The organism is Desulfotignum phosphitoxidans DSM 13687, from assembly GCF_000350545.1.
Classification (GTDB): domain Bacteria; phylum Desulfobacterota; class Desulfobacteria; order Desulfobacterales; family Desulfobacteraceae; genus Desulfotignum; species Desulfotignum phosphitoxidans.
The window spans coordinates 442,374-459,023 of record NZ_APJX01000002.1 but is presented as its reverse complement, the minus strand read 5'-3'; the positions used below and the strand labels follow the sequence as shown (position 1 = coordinate 459,023).

The following is a 16,650-nucleotide window of genomic DNA, read 5'->3' as shown; positions in this document are numbered from 1 at the left end:
TCTCATTTTACAAGGAACTCACTTTTTCAAAAAATGTAACTGTATGTGGGACTTTTGGATGATTTTGGGGGATAGAAGAGAAAGAATCTACACTGCCGGCCGTTGGATTCAGGCTGGACACCTGCCTGAAACCCGAATTCGGTAACCCAGGGAAGATCAATTTTGTCTTCCAAAAAGAAGAATTCAGGCAAGTCTGGAATTCAAATAAATTTTGTTTTCCAGGCCTTCATCTTCTCTGCCGGCCATGCCACACAGAATGCCGGCCGGCCTTTCATGACCATCTGCATGCACGCCCCGCCGTTAAGGCAATCCGGATCACAGTGAATAATGTCATCCTCCCGGCCGCCATGAATCTTTTCGGGCCATTTCGGATCAGCCCAGAGCACCCGCGCCAGACCAATAAGGTCGGTTTTCCCGTCACGGATAGCCCGGTCCGCAAATGCACCGGTGGCAAAACGGCCGGCAGCAATCACCGGCACATCGACTTGCGCGCGGATTTCAGCGGCCAGGTCCAGCATATACCCCTCCTGCCTGGATTTTTCCAAAATTTCAGGCAAAAGAAAAGATTCATAGGTACCGCCCATGACAGAAATATAATCAATGCCTTCTTTGGCAAGGCTTATTGCAAATTGACGCGATTCTTCCGGCTTCAATCCATCCGGAAGCCATTCGTCAGCTAAAAATCGATACCCCACAGGGATTTCACCCACCGCTTTTTTGACCTGGGACAATACCCCCAGGGCAAATCGCTGACGATTTTCCAGGCTGCCCCCGTATTCATCAGTGCGATGATTGGTTCTTGGAGAAAGAAATTGAGCCAGCAGGTAACCGGTTCCCCCATGCAGTTCCACCATGTCAAACCCGGCGGATTTTGCCCTGGCCGCAGCCTCGGCATATTTGACCATAACCGATGCGATCTCTTCTCGGTCCAAAGCCCGGGGCATCCTGCCAAAGGTATTCACGGCAGAGGGCGCCACAGGCTCTTGGGTCGCATGGGCAAACCGACCGGCATGATTAATCTGCAGACAGGCCAGCGCCCCCTCTTGTTTAATCACAGCAGAGAGCCTTTTCAACCCATCCAGGTTGTCGTCGGTGTCCGCCCGAAGCGTTCGGTTGGAACCACTGCCGCAAGGGTGATCCACCGTGGCATTTTCAACCACAACCATGGCCACGCCACTGCCGGCCATCAGCCGGTAATGATCGAGCAGCATATTACTAACCGTTCCGCCCTCACCGGCATATCCCAGATAAAGCGGTGCCATGGTCAGACGATTTTTCAGGGTCAGGCCTTTTATGGTTATTTCAGAAAACAGGTTATTATACATGTATACCCTCCTTTTTCATGTGGTGAGGTTTAAGCGATACAAAATTTAAGATCACCTTAATTAAATCTTTAATTTTATATCCAGCACCGGTGTCCCGCTGACGGCATCCAGTCCTTTAACAAACAATGTGGTGCCCTTGATGTCCATCCCAAAGGGACCGGATTTTTTTCATAAAGCGTTGTTCTTTCAGCTTCAAGAAGGTGACGCGGTGCTCCCATGAAATCCGCTGCACAGAGGACCCGGCGGCCGGATTCAGATAAAAGACTGTCCAGCCACTGCAGCCCTTCAAGGCTTCACATCAGGCGATTTTGTCCAGATCCGGACCCCGGGATTCAAATTGGCTACCAAGGCAGCATCCAGTTGATAGGGGTTTGCATCCACCAGAGGAACATGGTCGCCGTGAAAATGGCTGAAAACAATGTCCGTGGCAAGTGCCCAGGCCTGTATGATCTTTTCCCGGATGACCTCGCCCGCCGCCACCTGAACCGGGTGCGGTGTCTGGCCGTTACGAATGAACCCCTTCCGGCATCAATTTAGTCTCCCACTTGTTTGTTTTCGGCGGCATGGGCTGTCCTTCCATCTCCCAATAAATAGTTTTACCGGATCATTATACCCCAGTGAAGGGAGTGATGAATGATTTCCTGTTTAAATCGTTCGACTGCCATCTTTTCCTGGATAACCTGTCGATAGAGTCCGGCATTGCGGATGTCACCCACCAATACCATTCCCATGAGCCGGTCACCATCCGGGCTGAACACCATTTTCCGGTGGGCGGTCCGGGTGGTATGGCAGTGGATTTCGCAGTCCAGTTCACGGGTGTGTACCATTCCCATTGAAACAAAGGGCATTTTGGCAACCTGGGTTGCGTTCAGGATGCCGAAGGTTCCCGAATAGGCCGTGGGCAACCCGGCCATGTTCAACCCGGCACACCGTCCCATTTCCACGGCATTGGTCCAAAGGGCGGTCATGACCGGTTCACCGGATATGGGGTCATGGGTCACCGCCACATCCCCGGCAGCAAAGGCGCCGGGCTGACTGCAGGCCGTATGCCGGTCGGCCACAATCCCCTTTTCCAATTGAATGCCGCTGCCCTCAAGAAATTCTACATTGGGCCTGACCCCTTTGCCGATGCAGACCATTTCACAGGCGATTTCAGAGTTATCATCCAGAACCACCCCGGTTACACCGGTGTGATCGGATTGGATGCCAATGACGGCTGATCGGTTTTTGATTACAAGCCCGGCATCATCCAGGGCTTTTCGGATCAATACGGCATCTTCCGGGTCCATGAGCTGGGACAAAACTTCAGGGGAAAAAACCACCAACGTGACCTTGATCTTAAGTTCCAGCAGGGCAAAGGCCGCCTTGAGGTTGAGAAGCCCCCCCCCGATAAGGACCGCATGGTTTGTGTTGCCTGCCCGGGCCGCCATATCTCTTGCATGGTCAAGGGTTCTCAAGGCAAACACTCCCTGGGTTTGTGTCCCCTGAATCTCCGGCGGGATATAGGGACGGCTTCCCGTGGCAAACAAAATTTTTTCGTATGCCACGGATCTGCCGTCGTCCAAGAAGACCTTTCTGGCACGGGTGTCAACGGAAACCACACAACTTCCGGTTTCTACACGGATATTTTTCTGGGTATAGGGTCCTGCGCCTTCCATTGCCATATCCCGGGCAGCTTTTTTGCCTGAAACCACAAAGGGGATCATTGGCCTGAAATAGGGTTTGTCGGGTTCCTCGGTCAATACGGTGATGGGGCGGTCCGGATCCCGCATTCGGATGGCGTGTGCCGCAGCCATTCCTGCGGCACTTCCCCCGACAATCAGGTAAGGTGTGTGCATATTATTCCCCTTTCACTTTTGCAAGTTCCTGGGAGGCCTTTTTTCTGACTGACTTTGAATAGGCCGGGACCGTTTGAAAAACCAGCGCCCCGGTGGGACAGGCAGAAACACAGGCCGGGACATCCCGGTCCGGGCACCGGTCGCAGCGATAGGCCTTGCCGGCTTCCAGATGACGTCCGATCACCCCATAGGGACAGACCATCACACAGGTCCAGCAGCCAATGCACTTGTCCGTATCGGTGATAACCACCCCGTCCGCATTGCGGGTGATGGCACCGCTGATGCAGGCGTACATGCAGGGGGCATCCTCGCATTGCCTGCAGACCAGGGGAATTTTTTTATTCGGGGCGGCCCATTCCACATAGATACGGCTTTTAGGTGTCTGTGATTCTCCAATGGCACCGAAAAGGGTTTTGCTCTGGGAGTGTTCAACGGCGCAGGCCATGATACAGGAGTTACACCCCACACATCGGTCGGATTTAACGAAAATTTCTTTTGGCAGTGTCATGTCTTCCTCCTTAAATCCCCAGTGCCTTGCGTTTCGCATCCATATGCGCAATCATGAGTCCGGCGCCTTTTATGGGATCGGTTTCAACAGCAAAGGCGGCCCCCACCACATCATTGGCGGTTTTGGTCAAAATTTGGGTTACCAAAGGGCTTCCCAACACCTGGGGAACGGTTCCCAGCACGGTAAAAATACCGGATGACACCACATAGGAACCGATACTCACCGCTTTCTCGCTCATCCACTCGGGAGCAGCACCCGCCACGGGAAGATCGCTGATATCCACGCCCAGGGCATTGGCAACAGCTGCACACACTGTCAGTATCCGGCTGATATCCACACAGGATCCCATGTGGAGTACCGGCGGTATCCCAAGGGCTTGGCAGACACCCCTGAGCCCTTCCCCTGCCTGGGCTGAGGCTTCGGGCAGCATCAAACCGGCCTTGGCAACGGCAATGGCGTTGCAGCCCGTTGTGGTGACCAGGACATTGTTTCTTATGAGTTCTTTTACCAGTTCGACGTGGCCTTCATCATGTTTTATTTTCACATTGTTGCACCCGACAACCCCTGCAATCCCTTTAATTGCGCCGGATTTGATCGCATCCAGCAGGGGATCAAGGGTGCCGCCCAACGCTTTGACAATGGCTTCAGCGCTGAACCCCACCATACAGTCTGTCGTATCTTCAGGGATAAACACTTTGCCTTTATTCCGGTTGGCATAATTTTCAACCGCCGTACCAACGATTTCTTTTGCAATCTCCATGGCGTGTTCTTCATTGAATTCCATATGGATGGCACCGGGAAATTTCGCCTTGGGGGATGTGGAAATAAATTTGGTGTGGAAGCATTCGCACAAATCACCCAACGCCGGCATGATACATTGGACATCCACAATCATGGCTTCCACCGCTCCGGTAATCACGGCCAGTTCCTGCTGCAAAAAGTTCCCGGCAATGGGGATGCCGTGGCGCATGCTGATCTCATTCCCGGTACAGCACATGCCAACCACATTGATTCCCGCAGCGCCACACGCCTTGGCCTGTTCCACCAGTTTGGGGTCATGGGCTGCTGCCACAATCATTTCAGACAGGACGGGTTCGTGGCCGTGGGCGATGATATTGACGTGTTCGTGTTTGAGTACGCCCAGATTGACCATGGACCGGACAGGTTCCGGAGTCCCGAACAGCACATCAGATATTTCAGTGGCAATGGCAGAGCCACCCCAGCCGTCTGCAATGGACGTCTTGAGGCCCTGGAGGATCAGGTTGACCGGGTCATTATCCACACCGATGTGAGTCCGGTGCATGATTTCAACAATTTCCCGATCAATACCCCGTGGATCAATCCCTGCTTTTTTCCATAGTTCCACACGTTTTTTCGGGGCCCGGCGGCTGAACTGCACAAACCCTTCCTGCTTGCCGAATTCTGCATAAACACTTTCGGCCAGGTCAAGGCCGATGTCCTCTTTGCTCCTGCCCTGGGTTTCAATGCGGTACTCCCGGGCAAGGGCAGAAAGTTTTATTTCATCTTTAATTTCATACCCCCCGCTTTTGCCCTGGGCCGTAAGTAAAAGGGTGTGGGCAAGGTCCCGGCCATGGTCAGAGTGGGCGGCAGCACCGCCTGCAATCATGCGGATAAGATTCCGAGCTACGATGATATCTGCCGTGGCACCGCAGATCCCTTTTTGAGGACCGGTATCTTCAAAGGGAGAGATCCGGCAGGGTCCCATGTTGCAGATTCGGCAGCACAAGCCCAGTTCACCGAAACCGCATTGGGGGAGCATTTTTTCATATCGGTCCCAGGCAGTTTCCAGATCAAGTTCTTCGGCACGTCCCAGCATTTTTTGAGTTGCCGGGTCAACACTTCTATTAAGGATTTTTTCTGAATACGGCATGATATTAAACCTCCAAATTAATGAGTAAAATGATTGAGGTCTTACTCCTGTTTTATAGACCTGCCATTTTAGGGATGCAAGTGAAAATAAAAAAAGATTTTGATGGAAAAACAAAAATGCCGCCAGGCTGACCGTCAGCGTCTATCCCTCTTGTTCTGGGCGCGGGAAAGACACGATTGCCCGCTCGGTCTTTGAAAACAGATCATCCAATATCTGGTCTGCCGCCGCAATCTCTTTTGCGGATGAAAAGCCGGCGTCCAACTCTCTGAGATATTTTCGTAGTAGGATGTTGGAATATCCGAGGTTGTACGAAAGACATCCGGCCATCCTCGATGTAACGGACCAGGCGGCCCCATTCGTTCAGGGTGTAATTCACCGCTTTGCCCAGAAGGCTTTTGGGGGGCACTTTTTCAACGGTGGCATCCTGGATTATAGCAATATTTATGCCGGTGGGCCAAAACAATTGACATGCAGATTTTTCATTGATATGGTTATGCGCTACATTCCCTATCATCCCGGACCGGAGTACTCATGGCTGAAAAACCCACCTATGAAGAGTTGAAAAAAAGGGTTGCTGAATTAGAGCAAAAGGTCGATCAGAATAATACAGCGGCAATATCAAATCCGCCGGAGTTATTTTCTGTTTTAATGGAGGCTTTCCGGTACATTCCACGCTGCAAAACATTCGAAGATGCCGCCAGGGAAATATTTGAGCATTGCAAAAAACTGACCGGCGCACGCTCAGGATATGTTGCGCTTCTCTCTGAAAATGGTGAAGGCAATGAAGTGCTTTTTCTAGATGCCGGTGGAATGCCGTGCGACGTCGATCCGAATCTTCCCATGCCGATCAGGGGGCTGCGGGAAATAGCTTATAAAACAAAAGAGGTGGCTTTTGACAACTCTTTTTCCGAAAGCCCCTGGATGGAATATATGCCGGAAGGGCATGTGAGGCTCGAGAATGTCCTTTTCGCTCCCCTGAATATTGAAAAGAAAACAGTAGGGGTTATTGGCATCGCCAATAAGGACGGGGGCTTCAATGAGTTCGACGTCCAAATATCAAAAATTCTGGGTGATCTTGCTGCCGTAGCGCTGTACTATGCAAGGTCACAGGAAAATTTACGGGAAAATGAAACCAAACTGCGCTCGATGCTGAATGCTTCTCCCCTGGCCATTGTCCTCTTAAATCGCAGCGGCTGCATTCTTGACTCCAACGAGGAACACGCCAGTCGACTGAACGTGAGTCGGGATGAAATCCTTGGACGGTGTTTATGGGAATTATTGCCAAAAGAGGTTCTGGCTCATAGAAGAAGGCAGGTGGAAGAGGTATTTGAAACAGGCAAGCCCTACACAGGTGAGGATAGAAGAAATGATATTTGGAATCAATATCATATTCATCCAGCCATTATTGATCAATTCGGAAAGGTGCAGGCAGTCATTGTCGAAGCCATTGATATCACTGAACAAAAGCAGCAAGCAGAAGCGCTTGAAGAATCAAAGGCATTTCTCGACAACATGTCCGATATCGCCTATATTGCAGACGATCAGGGGAATCTGACATGGGTCAATTCCGCTGCCAGGCGAATGACGGGATTTCTGCCTGAAGAACTTATCGGCAAGCCATTTCTACCCCTCTTTATCGAAGAAGATCATGCCTCTCTAATGGACGTATATCAGAGAACATTGAATGGAGAGAGTTTGGAAAACACGCTGACATTCAAAACGGGTATTACCTGTCATTTCACCAGTCTGCCCAAACGTAGCAGTCAGGGTGATATCATCGGAACTTTCGGTGTGGCAAGGGACATCTCCAAACGGCTGGCAGCGGAACATGCCCTCCGAACAAGCGAAGCCCGTCTGAAAAGAGCCCAAAAAATGGCTAAGGTTGGTAACTGGGAATATGATATTGCCACGGGCAAAGTATGGGGTTCGGAGGAGGCATTTCGCATTTACGGCATTGAGCGGATGTCTGAATTTCTTCCTCTTGATGAAGTCGAAAGTCATATCACTGATGCAAAAAGAGTGTACCAGGCCCTTGAGGATTTAATCGTCCGGAACAAACCCTATGACATTGAATTCCAGATCAACCCGAAAAACAGAAAAGAATCGATCCATGTTCATTCGATGGCGGAAATGGTTTTTGATGGAAATGGCAAGCCGGAAAAGGTGGTGGGTGTCATTCAGGACATCACGGAATCAAAACAGGCTGAAAAGATCCTGCAAAAAAACCATGAAATGCTCAAGCGTACCGAAGCCATGGCCAGTATCGGCAGTTGGGAGTGGGATGCTCAACATGACCAGACGTACTGGTCGGAAGAATTGTTCAAAATATTTGGACGGGGTCCCGCAGAGGGCGCCCCTCCCTTTGCGGAGCAATCGGAATTATATGCGAGCGGTGACATACAGCGTTTAAGAGATGCTGTTGAGATCTGCGTTAAGCGGGGAACGCCATACGAAATTGAGCTGGGAGCCGTTCGGCCGGATGGTGAAATAAGGCATTGCGTTTCCAGGGGACAACCCCAATACGATGAGAATGGAAATGTGTTCCGGCTTACTGGATCGTTCCAGGATATTACCGACCGAAAGCAGGATGAACTGGAGAGAAATCGTCTTGAAGCGCGGTTATCACAGGCCCAGAAAATGGAATCCATCGGGTCTCTTGCCGGGGGGATTGCCCATGACTTCAACAATATTCTGTTTCCCATTGTAGGGCTGTCTGAAATGATGCTGGATGATTTTCCTCCCGGCAGCCTGGAACAGCAGAATCTGAATGAAATCTTTCTGGCCGGCAAAAGAGGGCGGGACCTGATCCAGCAGATCCTGTCTTTCAGCCGCCAGACGAATCACCAGCCGATACCGGTTCATATCCAGAAAATCCTCAAAGAGGTGATGAAACTCTGCCGTGCCACCATTCCTGCTGATATCACCGTTTCCCTGGATATTCAGACCGACTGCGGTCCGGTCATGGCAGATCCCACCCAGATCCACCAGATCGCCATGAACCTGATCACCAATGCCTATCATGCAGTGGAACATGTCGGCGGAACCATATCGATTCGGCTGATGGAAAAGGATGTGTCATCAACGGATGATCCGGCTGGTGACCTGGCGCCGGGCCGTTATGCCATGGTGTCAGTTTCCGACACCGGCATTGGGATTGACGGGGCAGTGATAAACAAGATATTTGACCCGTATTTCACCACCAAGGAAAAAGGAAGGGGAACCGGCCTGGGCCTTGCCACGGTTTACGGTATCGTAAGCGCTCATGGGGGAGATATCAGGGTGATCAGTGACGTCGGCAAAGGGGCCGCTTTTCATGTCTACCTGCCGCTGATGGAAAAAACACAGGCAGCTGAACCTGAAAAAACAATGACCCCGCTTCCCACAGGAACGGAACATATCCTTCTCGTGGATGACGAAAAATCCATTGTTCACCTTGAAAAGCAGATGCTGGAAAGACTCGGATACCAAACCAGCGTTTATACCAGCAGCAGGGACGCCCTGGCCGCGTTCAAAACAGAGCCGCCGCGGTTTGACCTGGTCATTACAGATATGAATATGCCGGATATGAACGGCATGCAGCTTGCCACGCAATTGAATGCCATCAGGCCGGATATCCCCATCATCCTGTGCACGGGATTCAGTGAAAGGATAGACAATAAAAAAGCGAAAACTATTGGGATTAGAGGATTGCTGATGAAACCAGCGGGAATGAAGGATTTTGCCCAAAAAGTACAAGAAGTATTAGACACAACTAAAAAGAGGGGTAAGTAAAGATATCCGAAAATACTGGCGTAAGGTTAAAATGAACACCGATGCTTCAAAGGATGAATTATTTACACGTTTATACGAGGCCATTACGGAATCATCCATTTTCTGATGGCATGGCGGAAAAAATCACCCAAATCCCTGTCTCTTCAATTATTCTTGATGAGTCGATTTATCCCAGAAAAGCCGTCGGCCGATCAAGGCAGACTGTGGACGCTTACATCGCCGATCTTCGCGCAGTGACCCTGATGGGCAGAGACATCAAAATATTTTGCATGCACCACCTGGGCATGCCCCAGGAACGGATGGCACAGCGGCTCGGCCTGGATCAAAAAACAATTCATCGTCATTTAGGCAAAATGCCAATACGGGCATTTTGCCTAAATGATGATTTATCCCGGGGATTCACCGTGGCCCAGGTGGCTGAAAAGCACGGTTGGCCTGAGCCCCTGGTCTGGTCCCTGGCGCTGGAGGGTAAAAATGATCATGACCGATTCAAAGCACTTGGCTGGGGATTCCGGACCTGGTCCTCTTTGATCCGCCCTATTATGACAAAAAAGCAGGCGATTATGATGAGAACAGCATTTCCAGGCTGCCCAGAAACGATTATCTGGATTTTCTGGCGGCGTTTTTTGCCCGAATGAAACAACATGTCAAAAAAAAGACCCGGCTGGCGTTTATCAATGCGGACTGGCGGGATTTTCAGAACACCCCGGCAATGGATGAAACACACAAAGGCGGCATCCTCATCGACGATTACCTGGAGATCCTGAACAAAACGGGATGGTATCACACCCATATCATCCAGGCGCCCATGTCATCCCAGAGATTCAGCGCCGGCGTCGTCTCAGCCATGCAGAAAAGAAACATCCTGGGTGTGATCAGCCGCTATGTGATCGTCCTGGGCCAAAACAATTGACATGCAGGTTGTTCAATGATGATACACATTTCTGCACTACATCCATATTGGCATGATATACAGTAAGATAATTTTTCGTGAAGGATATGCTGTTCCACACAAGAACTATTTACAGCGGACTTCTGGGGGCGGCTTTTCAGTGATTTGTGACAACCTTTAACCAGTGTCGCTCTCAACCAAGTTTAGTGGAACCTATTTCCCTCCCTTCGGTCGGCGGCCCCTGATCTCAACAGTTATGCTCTTCAATTATTGACATTCTTGATCGATAGCATTATTGTAAAACCAAAATACTATCGATCGGAGGTCGACATGCAAACTGTTATTGTATCACCTAAATATCAAGTCGTTATCCCTAAGGCAATCAGGGAAACATTAAAACTCAAACCTGGCCAAAAAATGCGTGTAATTGAGTATGAAAATCGCATTGAATTGATACCCGACCGCGAGATTTCCGAGTTGCGCGGTTTTCTGAAAGGAATTGATATAGAGTTCTCTCGTGAGGGGGATCGGGTATGAATATAATCGATTCGTCTGCATGGCTTGAATATTTTTCTGACGGACCAAACGCGGAGTCTTTTTCAATTCCCATCAACGATGAAAATGCTTTGATAGTCCCGGTAATTACAGTTTATGAAGTATTTAAAGTTGTACTTCGTGAAAGCACTGAAAATGATGCTCTGCAAGCAATAGCTGCTATGCAAAAAGGCCGTGTGATTGAACTGACACAGAGTTTGGCTATTGAAGCATCAAAGCTCAGCTTACATCAAAGTCTTCCTATGGCAGATAGTATCATCCTTGCTACTGCAAAAAAACATGATTGCACGATATGGACGCAAGATGCTGATTTTAAGGATATTAAAGGGGTCAACTATTTTGCTAAAAAAAATAAATAGCATAACCTGGCGTTTCACTGGATTGCAGGGGGGGCTCAGGTGCCGGATAATACCGGAGTGGTTGGAGATCTCCTGGGGCCGAAGTACGATGCGGCTTCCGAAAAAATCCATATTATCCGTAATCCGGGTCAGTTTTTCCGCAATGTGGAGAAACAACGAGTACCGAGCGCAAGAACACATCTTGCCTCAATGGAAATATAATGTACAATTCATTCATTTTTGAATATTTTATTAACCATTGAGGCTTGAAAAAGATGGCAAAAAAAAGAGTGATAATCTCACCTGCACTGGAAGATCTTCTATCGACGGTCGGAGAAAACATCAAACTTGCGCGCTTACGTCGCAAAATTACTGCGACCATGCTGGCAGAGCGTGCTGGTATTAGTCGTGTTACCTTAAGAAAAGTTGAGAATGGTGAAAGCAGTGTCACAATGGCTATTTATGCCAATGTTCTTTTTTGTCTCGGCCTTGAAAAGGATTTATTACGACTTGCCGGGGATGATCCTTTGGGGCGGCGCTTACAAGATGCTGAATTGACTCATACAACTGAGCGTGTCGCTAAGAGGAAGAAGTAATGGCTGTAAAACGACACACAAAAGGCCCGGCAAGAAAATCCATTCAAGTTTGCGCGCATTGGCAGGGGTTGGAACATCCTATTCTGATGGGAACACTTTATGCCGCCCCTTCAAGAGGAAAAGAGATTTTTTCTTTTGAATACGATCCTGCCTGGCTCAAGTCATCGCATGGGGGCTTTACGCTTTCGCCTGGGAGATGATGAGCCGTTTTTAGACAATCAGGAAGATATGGCTGCACCGCCATGGACAAAATTACGGGATTTGGAATATGCCAGCTTGCAGTTAGAGCAGGATGATGCTGAAAACAACAATGACTATATGAAGTGGCTGAAAATGCTTATTGCCCCTGGAGGGTCACTTGGCGGGGCACGTCCCAAAGCGAGTGTATTAGACGAGAACAGTCATCCATGGATTGCCAAATTCCCTATCATGGCTTTATGCTGACGGATAGAGGGTGGGCACTCTCACCTGCTTATGATATCAACCCTGTTGCAACCGGTGGCGGATTGGCTCTTAATATCTCAAAAGAAGATAACAGCCAGGACCTTGATCTTGTGTTATACATTGCCCCTTATTTCCGTGTCGGCAAGGATCGTGCAAATGAGATCATCCAGGAAATAACCACTGTTGTGAGATCCTGGCCGAACATGGCAAAAAGACTCAGTATCCCATCTCGTGAATTAAGTGTAATGAAAAGCGCTTTCCGCGTGGCAGATGAAAGCACATAATTTCATTGGCAAGTGTGATTAATGGCACGACCATACAATTCTTCCCTGAACCGGCCTGGGCACTAAATATCTGTCAGATCCGGTAGCATGGCCCCGGTTTTCATCAGATTCCGGTGCAGTTCATAGCACCGGGAAAGGTCATGGCAGATGTGGCCGCTGGGGCTTTGTTTCACATAATCGGTCAGATAGGGCCGATAGGCCGGATGGGCACAGGTGTTGATGATTTTTTTGGCCCGTTCCATGGGACCTAAGCCCCGCAGATCCGCCAGTCCCTGTTCCGTGACCACGATCTGAACCGAATGTTCGTTGTTGTCCACATGAGGCGTCATGGGCACCACGGAAGAAATTTTACCCCCTTTTGCCACAGAAGGGGTCATGAAGATGGACAGATGGCTGTTGCGGGTGAACTCACCGCTGCCCCCCACCCCGTTCACCACATGGGTGCCGAACACATGGGAGGAGTTGACATTGCCGTAGATATCCATTTCCAGGGCCGTGTTCATGGAAATCACGCCCAGGCGCCGGATAATACCGGGGTGGTTGGAGATCTCCTGGGGCCGCAGTACGATGCGGCTTCCGAAAAAATCCATATTCTCCGTGATCCGGGCCAGTTTTTCCGGCACAACGGTCAGGGCCGTGGCAGATGCCCCCAGCAGCTTGCCCTCTGCCATCAGATCCACCATGGCATCCTGGAACACTTCGGAATACATATAAAACGGCGGAATGTCCGGATGATGTCCCAGCCCGGCCAGCACGGCATTGGCCGTATTGCCCACCCCGGCCTGGAACGGGAAAAACTGCGCCGGGATCCGGCCGGCCTGTTTTTCTTCCAGCAGAAACCGGATCACATGGTCTGCGATCTTCCGGCTCACGGCATCTTCAGCCCCAAAGGCCGCCACCTGGTCCGGCTGATTGTTTTCAACGATTCCCACCACTTTTTTCGGGTCCACCTGGGCATAGGGCCACCCGATCCGGGTCAATGGGTTGTGCACATTGATGGGGGAGCGCCGGGGAGGCGGGGGAATGATAAAGATATCCGCCAGTTCCCGCAGCCGGTGGGAGTGATGATGGTTGATTTCGATGATCACTTTATCGGCACAGGCCAGCCAGGTGGGTGAGGCACCGATGGACGTGGTCAGGTACACCCGCCCGTCCGGGGTGATCTCCGTGGCCTCCACCACGGCCACATCGATTTTGCCGAAAAAACCGGCACTCACGGTCTGGGCCAGGTGGGAGAGATGCATGTCCACATATTCCACTTCCTGGCGGTTGATCTGATCCCGCAGTGCCTTGCCCCCCTGATAAGGCGCCCGCCACTGAATGGCATTGGCCTTTGCCAGATCATTGTCAATACAATCGCCGGCTGATGCCCCCGTGAGCACCCGGATCCGGAAATCTCTGCCCTGACCGTGTTCAGCCGCTGCATGTTCCGCCACTATTCCGGGCACAGCCTTGGCACCGCCGGCAGGAGAAAATCCGGAAAATGCCACGGTATCTCCGTTTTTGATTATTGAAAGCACCTGGTCTTTATCCAGAATTTCATATTTGTTCCTGGTCATGATTCCATCCTGATTGATTTGGTTAAAACATCTGTTTGCATGACAATGTCCTGATAATCTATTCAGCTTAGCAATTTTTATGCCTTTTTACAAAACATTGCCAAAAAACAGCCGCTTGAAATCAGCCATACTGAAACAATTCCAGTCCACGGGCGTCCACCAGAAATTGACATTTTTTACCGATCGGGTGCACCGGCCGGCCTCACCGTGCTTTGAGTAAAAATATAACTCATAATTACAGAAGGTTACAATCATTTCCAGATTATGGTTTTCATGGCACGTTTTTTGATAATCAGTCTTATAAGAAATGTATAATTACCCAACAGGCAACACAACCTTCTCCATACAGGGACAAACCAATGAACGGCCATGATACCAATACCACAACCCCGGACACCTCATTGAACCCACCGGAAAAGAATTCCTACCGGTATCTTTTCCGGCGGTTCACCCTGCTCACCGTTGTGTGCTCCATTGTCCCCCTCCTGCTGGTGGGATGGGGGTTAAATATCCATTACACCTATTTTGCCCAAACCCGGATTGTCAGAACCTTTGAGGAACAGGTCGCCAATCACGGCAGGTTCATCGAACAGTTTCTCAAAGAACAGAGCGCCAAGCTCCGTCTGGTGGCCAATACCCACTCCAAGAAGGATCTGCGGCAGTCCGGCAATCTCATGACCATATTTGAAAACATGAACCGGGAACAGCCTTACATCATGGATTTAGGGGTCATTGATCAACTGGGCAATCACCTGGCCTATATCGGCCCCTATGACCTGCTGGACAAGGTGTATATCGATGAAAAATGGTTCAAACAGGTGATGCACAAAGGACTGTATATCAGTGACATGTTCATGGGTTTCCGCCAGGAACCGCATTTCATCATTGCCGTGCTCCGCCGGGAAGGGGATGACCAATGGATTTTAAGGGCCACCATCAATACCCGGGTCTTCCGCACCCTGGTGGAAAATATGCACATCGGCGAAACCGGTGAGGTCTACCTGGTCAATACCCAGGGGGTTTATCAGACCACCCCCCGGTTCGGCGGATCGATCATGGACCGGGCTGACATGACTGTTGAACCCTTCAATGACCTGGTAACCGTCGATGTTTACAAAAAAAACGAACCCGGCCGGTTCTCCGGCCAGGTGGTGGGAAAATTCTGGCTGACAAACCCGGAATGGATGCTGGTGGTCAAGCAGGCCGGTGCCGAAACCTTTGAGGAGATGGACCATGCCCGGTTTGTCAACCTCATCTTTCTGCACTTAAGCGCTCTGAGCATTCTGGTGGCCGCCATATTCATCACCCGCCATATGGTGGGGATCATCCGGAAACGGGACGAACACGCGGCCCGGTTGAATAACCAGCTCATGCAGGCCAGCAAACTGGCGTCCATCGGGGAACTGTCAGCCGGGGTGGCCCATGAAATCAACAATCCGGTGGCCATTATCATGACCGAACGCCAGCTGCTTTTAGACCAGTTTCAGCAGACAATCATCGAAGATCCGGCATTCAAAGACCAGTTTTTGTCGTCCATGGATCAGATTGCCCTGCAGTCCCAGCGGTGCAAACGCATCACCCACAACTTGCTGCGGTTTTCCAGACGGACCCGGTCCATGATCGAATCCATCGACCTGAACCGGTTCGTTGCCGAGGTGGTGGACTTGATGGAACGGGAGACCAAAACCAGCGGCATCCGGCTGCTCACTGATCTGGATCCCGACCTGCCCGCCATTCAGTCGGATTCCTCCCAGCTGCAGCAGGTGTTTTTAAATCTGATCACCAATGCCGTGGATGCCCATGAAGGAAAACCTTACGGGTCCATCCGCATCAGCACCCGGTACGACAAAGACACCGCCGGTATTTTTCTTTCCATTGCCGATACGGGTACGGGCATTGATCCAAAACATCTGGACCGCATTTTTGATCCGTTTTTTACCACCAAACCCGTGGGAAAAGGCACGGGGTTAGGGCTTTCCATCTGCTACAGTATTATCCGGCAACTCAAAGGCAATATCACCGTCAAAAGCGAACCCGGGGAAGGCTCCGAATTTATCATTTTTCTGCCCCTGACAGTATCGGAAAAAGAGACCAGGGAATCCGGTCCGTCCGGCCCTGATAAAACATCAGACCCATCAATATAACCGGATAAACCCATCCGGAAGGAGGCTGTTATGAAAGGAAGCAAAATCTTACTGGTCGATGATGAAATTGTTTTTACCACCAATATGTCCAGACTGCTGGTGAACCGGGGGTATCAGGTCACTGCCGTGAACAGCGGAGATGCGGCGATCCAGGAGCTGGAAAAGGATGATTTTGACGTGGTGGTGCTGGATCTCAAGATGCCGGGCATGGACGGCATTGCCACACTCAAGGAGATCAAGAAACTGGACCTGTTCACCCAGACCCTGATCCTGACGGGGCACGGCTCCATTGACACGGCACTGGAGGCGGTCCGGCTGGGGGCGTATGACTATCTGACCAAGCCCTGCGAGATCGATGACCTGGTGAGTAAAATCGAGTGTGCCTGGCAGAAAAAAGATGAGCACGTCAAAGAAGACATGCAGGAAAATGTCCAGAAAATTATTGAATCTCCCCATTCGGTATTTGACCTGTACCCCTCCAAAGACAAAAAAAAATAACCCGCTG

General features: G+C 50.5%; 15 protein-coding genes and 1 pseudogene. 10 read left to right on the top strand and 6 right to left on the bottom strand.

Annotation, left to right across the window (positions count from 1 at the left end; translation table 11 throughout):
• Positions 1 to 200: 200 nt before the first annotated feature.
• The 5 genes and pseudogenes from DPO_RS06650 to DPO_RS25135 all read right to left on the bottom strand — a co-directional run.
• Positions 201 to 1,325 carry an oxidoreductase gene (locus DPO_RS06650; RefSeq protein ID WP_006964994.1) on the bottom strand — a complete coding sequence of 375 codons (1,125 nt, stop codon included), beginning with the start codon at positions 1,323 to 1,325 and terminating at the stop codon, positions 201 to 203.
• A gap of 596 nt (positions 1,326 to 1,921) precedes the next feature.
• A complete protein-coding gene (locus DPO_RS06640) occupies positions 1,922 to 3,163 on the bottom strand; it encodes an NAD(P)/FAD-dependent oxidoreductase (RefSeq protein WP_006964993.1) in 1,242 nt (413 codons plus the stop codon).
• A 1-nt stretch (position 3,164) separates the two neighbouring features.
• A complete protein-coding gene (locus tag DPO_RS06635) occupies positions 3,165 to 3,671 on the bottom strand; it encodes a 4Fe-4S dicluster domain-containing protein (protein ID WP_006964992.1) in 507 nt (168 codons plus the stop codon).
• Positions 3,672 to 3,681: 10 nt separating this feature from the next.
• Positions 3,682 to 5,562, bottom strand: a complete 1,881-nt coding sequence (gene cooS, locus DPO_RS06630; protein ID WP_006964991.1) for an anaerobic carbon-monoxide dehydrogenase catalytic subunit — start codon at positions 5,560 to 5,562, stop codon at positions 3,682 to 3,684.
• Positions 5,563 to 5,884: 322 nt separating this feature from the next.
• A pseudogene (locus DPO_RS25135) lies at positions 5,885 to 5,983 on the bottom strand (IS66 family transposase); the annotation flags it as partial.
• A 110-nt stretch (positions 5,984 to 6,093) separates the two neighbouring features.
• Here DPO_RS25135 and DPO_RS23755 point away from each other — a divergent pair.
• The 8 genes from DPO_RS23755 (at position 6,094) to DPO_RS25800 (ending at position 12,442) form a co-directional block, all read left to right on the top strand.
• On the top strand, positions 6,094 to 9,333 hold the full coding sequence (locus DPO_RS23755; RefSeq protein WP_006964990.1) for a PAS domain S-box protein: 3,240 nt from the start codon (positions 6,094 to 6,096) through the stop codon (positions 9,331 to 9,333).
• A 41-nt stretch (positions 9,334 to 9,374) separates the two neighbouring features.
• Positions 9,375 to 9,971 (top strand): protein kinase family protein, encoded by a 597-nt coding sequence (locus tag DPO_RS06615; protein ID WP_006964989.1) that lies wholly within the window; start codon positions 9,375 to 9,377, stop codon positions 9,969 to 9,971.
• Entirely contained in the window at positions 9,968 to 10,246 is a 279-nt protein-coding gene (locus DPO_RS06610) for a hypothetical protein (RefSeq protein ID WP_006964988.1), read from the top strand. The genes DPO_RS06615 and DPO_RS06610 overlap by 4 nt, the downstream gene beginning before the upstream one ends.
• A 309-nt stretch (positions 10,247 to 10,555) precedes the next feature.
• Positions 10,556 to 10,762 (top strand): AbrB/MazE/SpoVT family DNA-binding domain-containing protein, encoded by a 207-nt coding sequence (locus DPO_RS06605; protein WP_006964987.1) that lies wholly within the window; start codon positions 10,556 to 10,558, stop codon positions 10,760 to 10,762.
• Positions 10,759 to 11,139 (top strand): type II toxin-antitoxin system VapC family toxin, encoded by a 381-nt coding sequence (locus tag DPO_RS06600; RefSeq protein WP_006964986.1) that lies wholly within the window; start codon positions 10,759 to 10,761, stop codon positions 11,137 to 11,139. Before DPO_RS06605 ends, DPO_RS06600 begins: the two co-directional genes overlap by 4 nt.
• A 254-nt stretch (positions 11,140 to 11,393) precedes the next feature.
• Positions 11,394 to 11,714 carry a helix-turn-helix domain-containing protein gene (locus DPO_RS06595; RefSeq protein ID WP_006964984.1) on the top strand — a complete coding sequence of 107 codons (321 nt, stop codon included), beginning with the start codon at positions 11,394 to 11,396 and terminating at the stop codon, positions 11,712 to 11,714.
• A gap of 99 nt (positions 11,715 to 11,813) precedes the next feature.
• Entirely contained in the window at positions 11,814 to 12,158 is a 345-nt protein-coding gene (locus DPO_RS25805) for a hypothetical protein (RefSeq protein WP_006964983.1), read from the top strand.
• Positions 12,152 to 12,442 (top strand): hypothetical protein, encoded by a 291-nt coding sequence (locus DPO_RS25800; RefSeq protein WP_040011606.1) that lies wholly within the window; start codon positions 12,152 to 12,154, stop codon positions 12,440 to 12,442. The genes DPO_RS25805 and DPO_RS25800 overlap by 7 nt, the downstream gene beginning before the upstream one ends.
• Positions 12,443 to 12,504: 62 nt before the next feature.
• Here DPO_RS25800 and DPO_RS06580 read toward each other — a convergent pair whose 3' ends face one another.
• Positions 12,505 to 14,001, bottom strand: coding sequence for a succinate CoA transferase (locus DPO_RS06580; RefSeq protein ID WP_006964982.1), 1,497 nt, complete (start codon positions 13,999 to 14,001; stop codon positions 12,505 to 12,507).
• Positions 14,002 to 14,360: 359 nt separating this feature from the next.
• Between DPO_RS06580 and DPO_RS06575 the strand changes: the two genes are divergently transcribed.
• Together DPO_RS06575 and DPO_RS06570 are read left to right on the top strand one after the other, a co-directional pair.
• The gene (locus tag DPO_RS06575) at positions 14,361 to 16,145 is read left to right on the top strand and encodes a sensor histidine kinase (RefSeq protein WP_006964981.1); all 1,785 of its coding nucleotides are present in this window, start codon (positions 14,361 to 14,363) and stop codon (positions 16,143 to 16,145) included.
• Positions 16,146 to 16,175: 30 nt separating this feature from the next.
• On the top strand, positions 16,176 to 16,643 hold the full coding sequence (locus tag DPO_RS06570) for a response regulator (protein WP_006964979.1): 468 nt from the start codon (positions 16,176 to 16,178) through the stop codon (positions 16,641 to 16,643).
• Positions 16,644 to 16,650 lie beyond the last annotated feature (7 nt).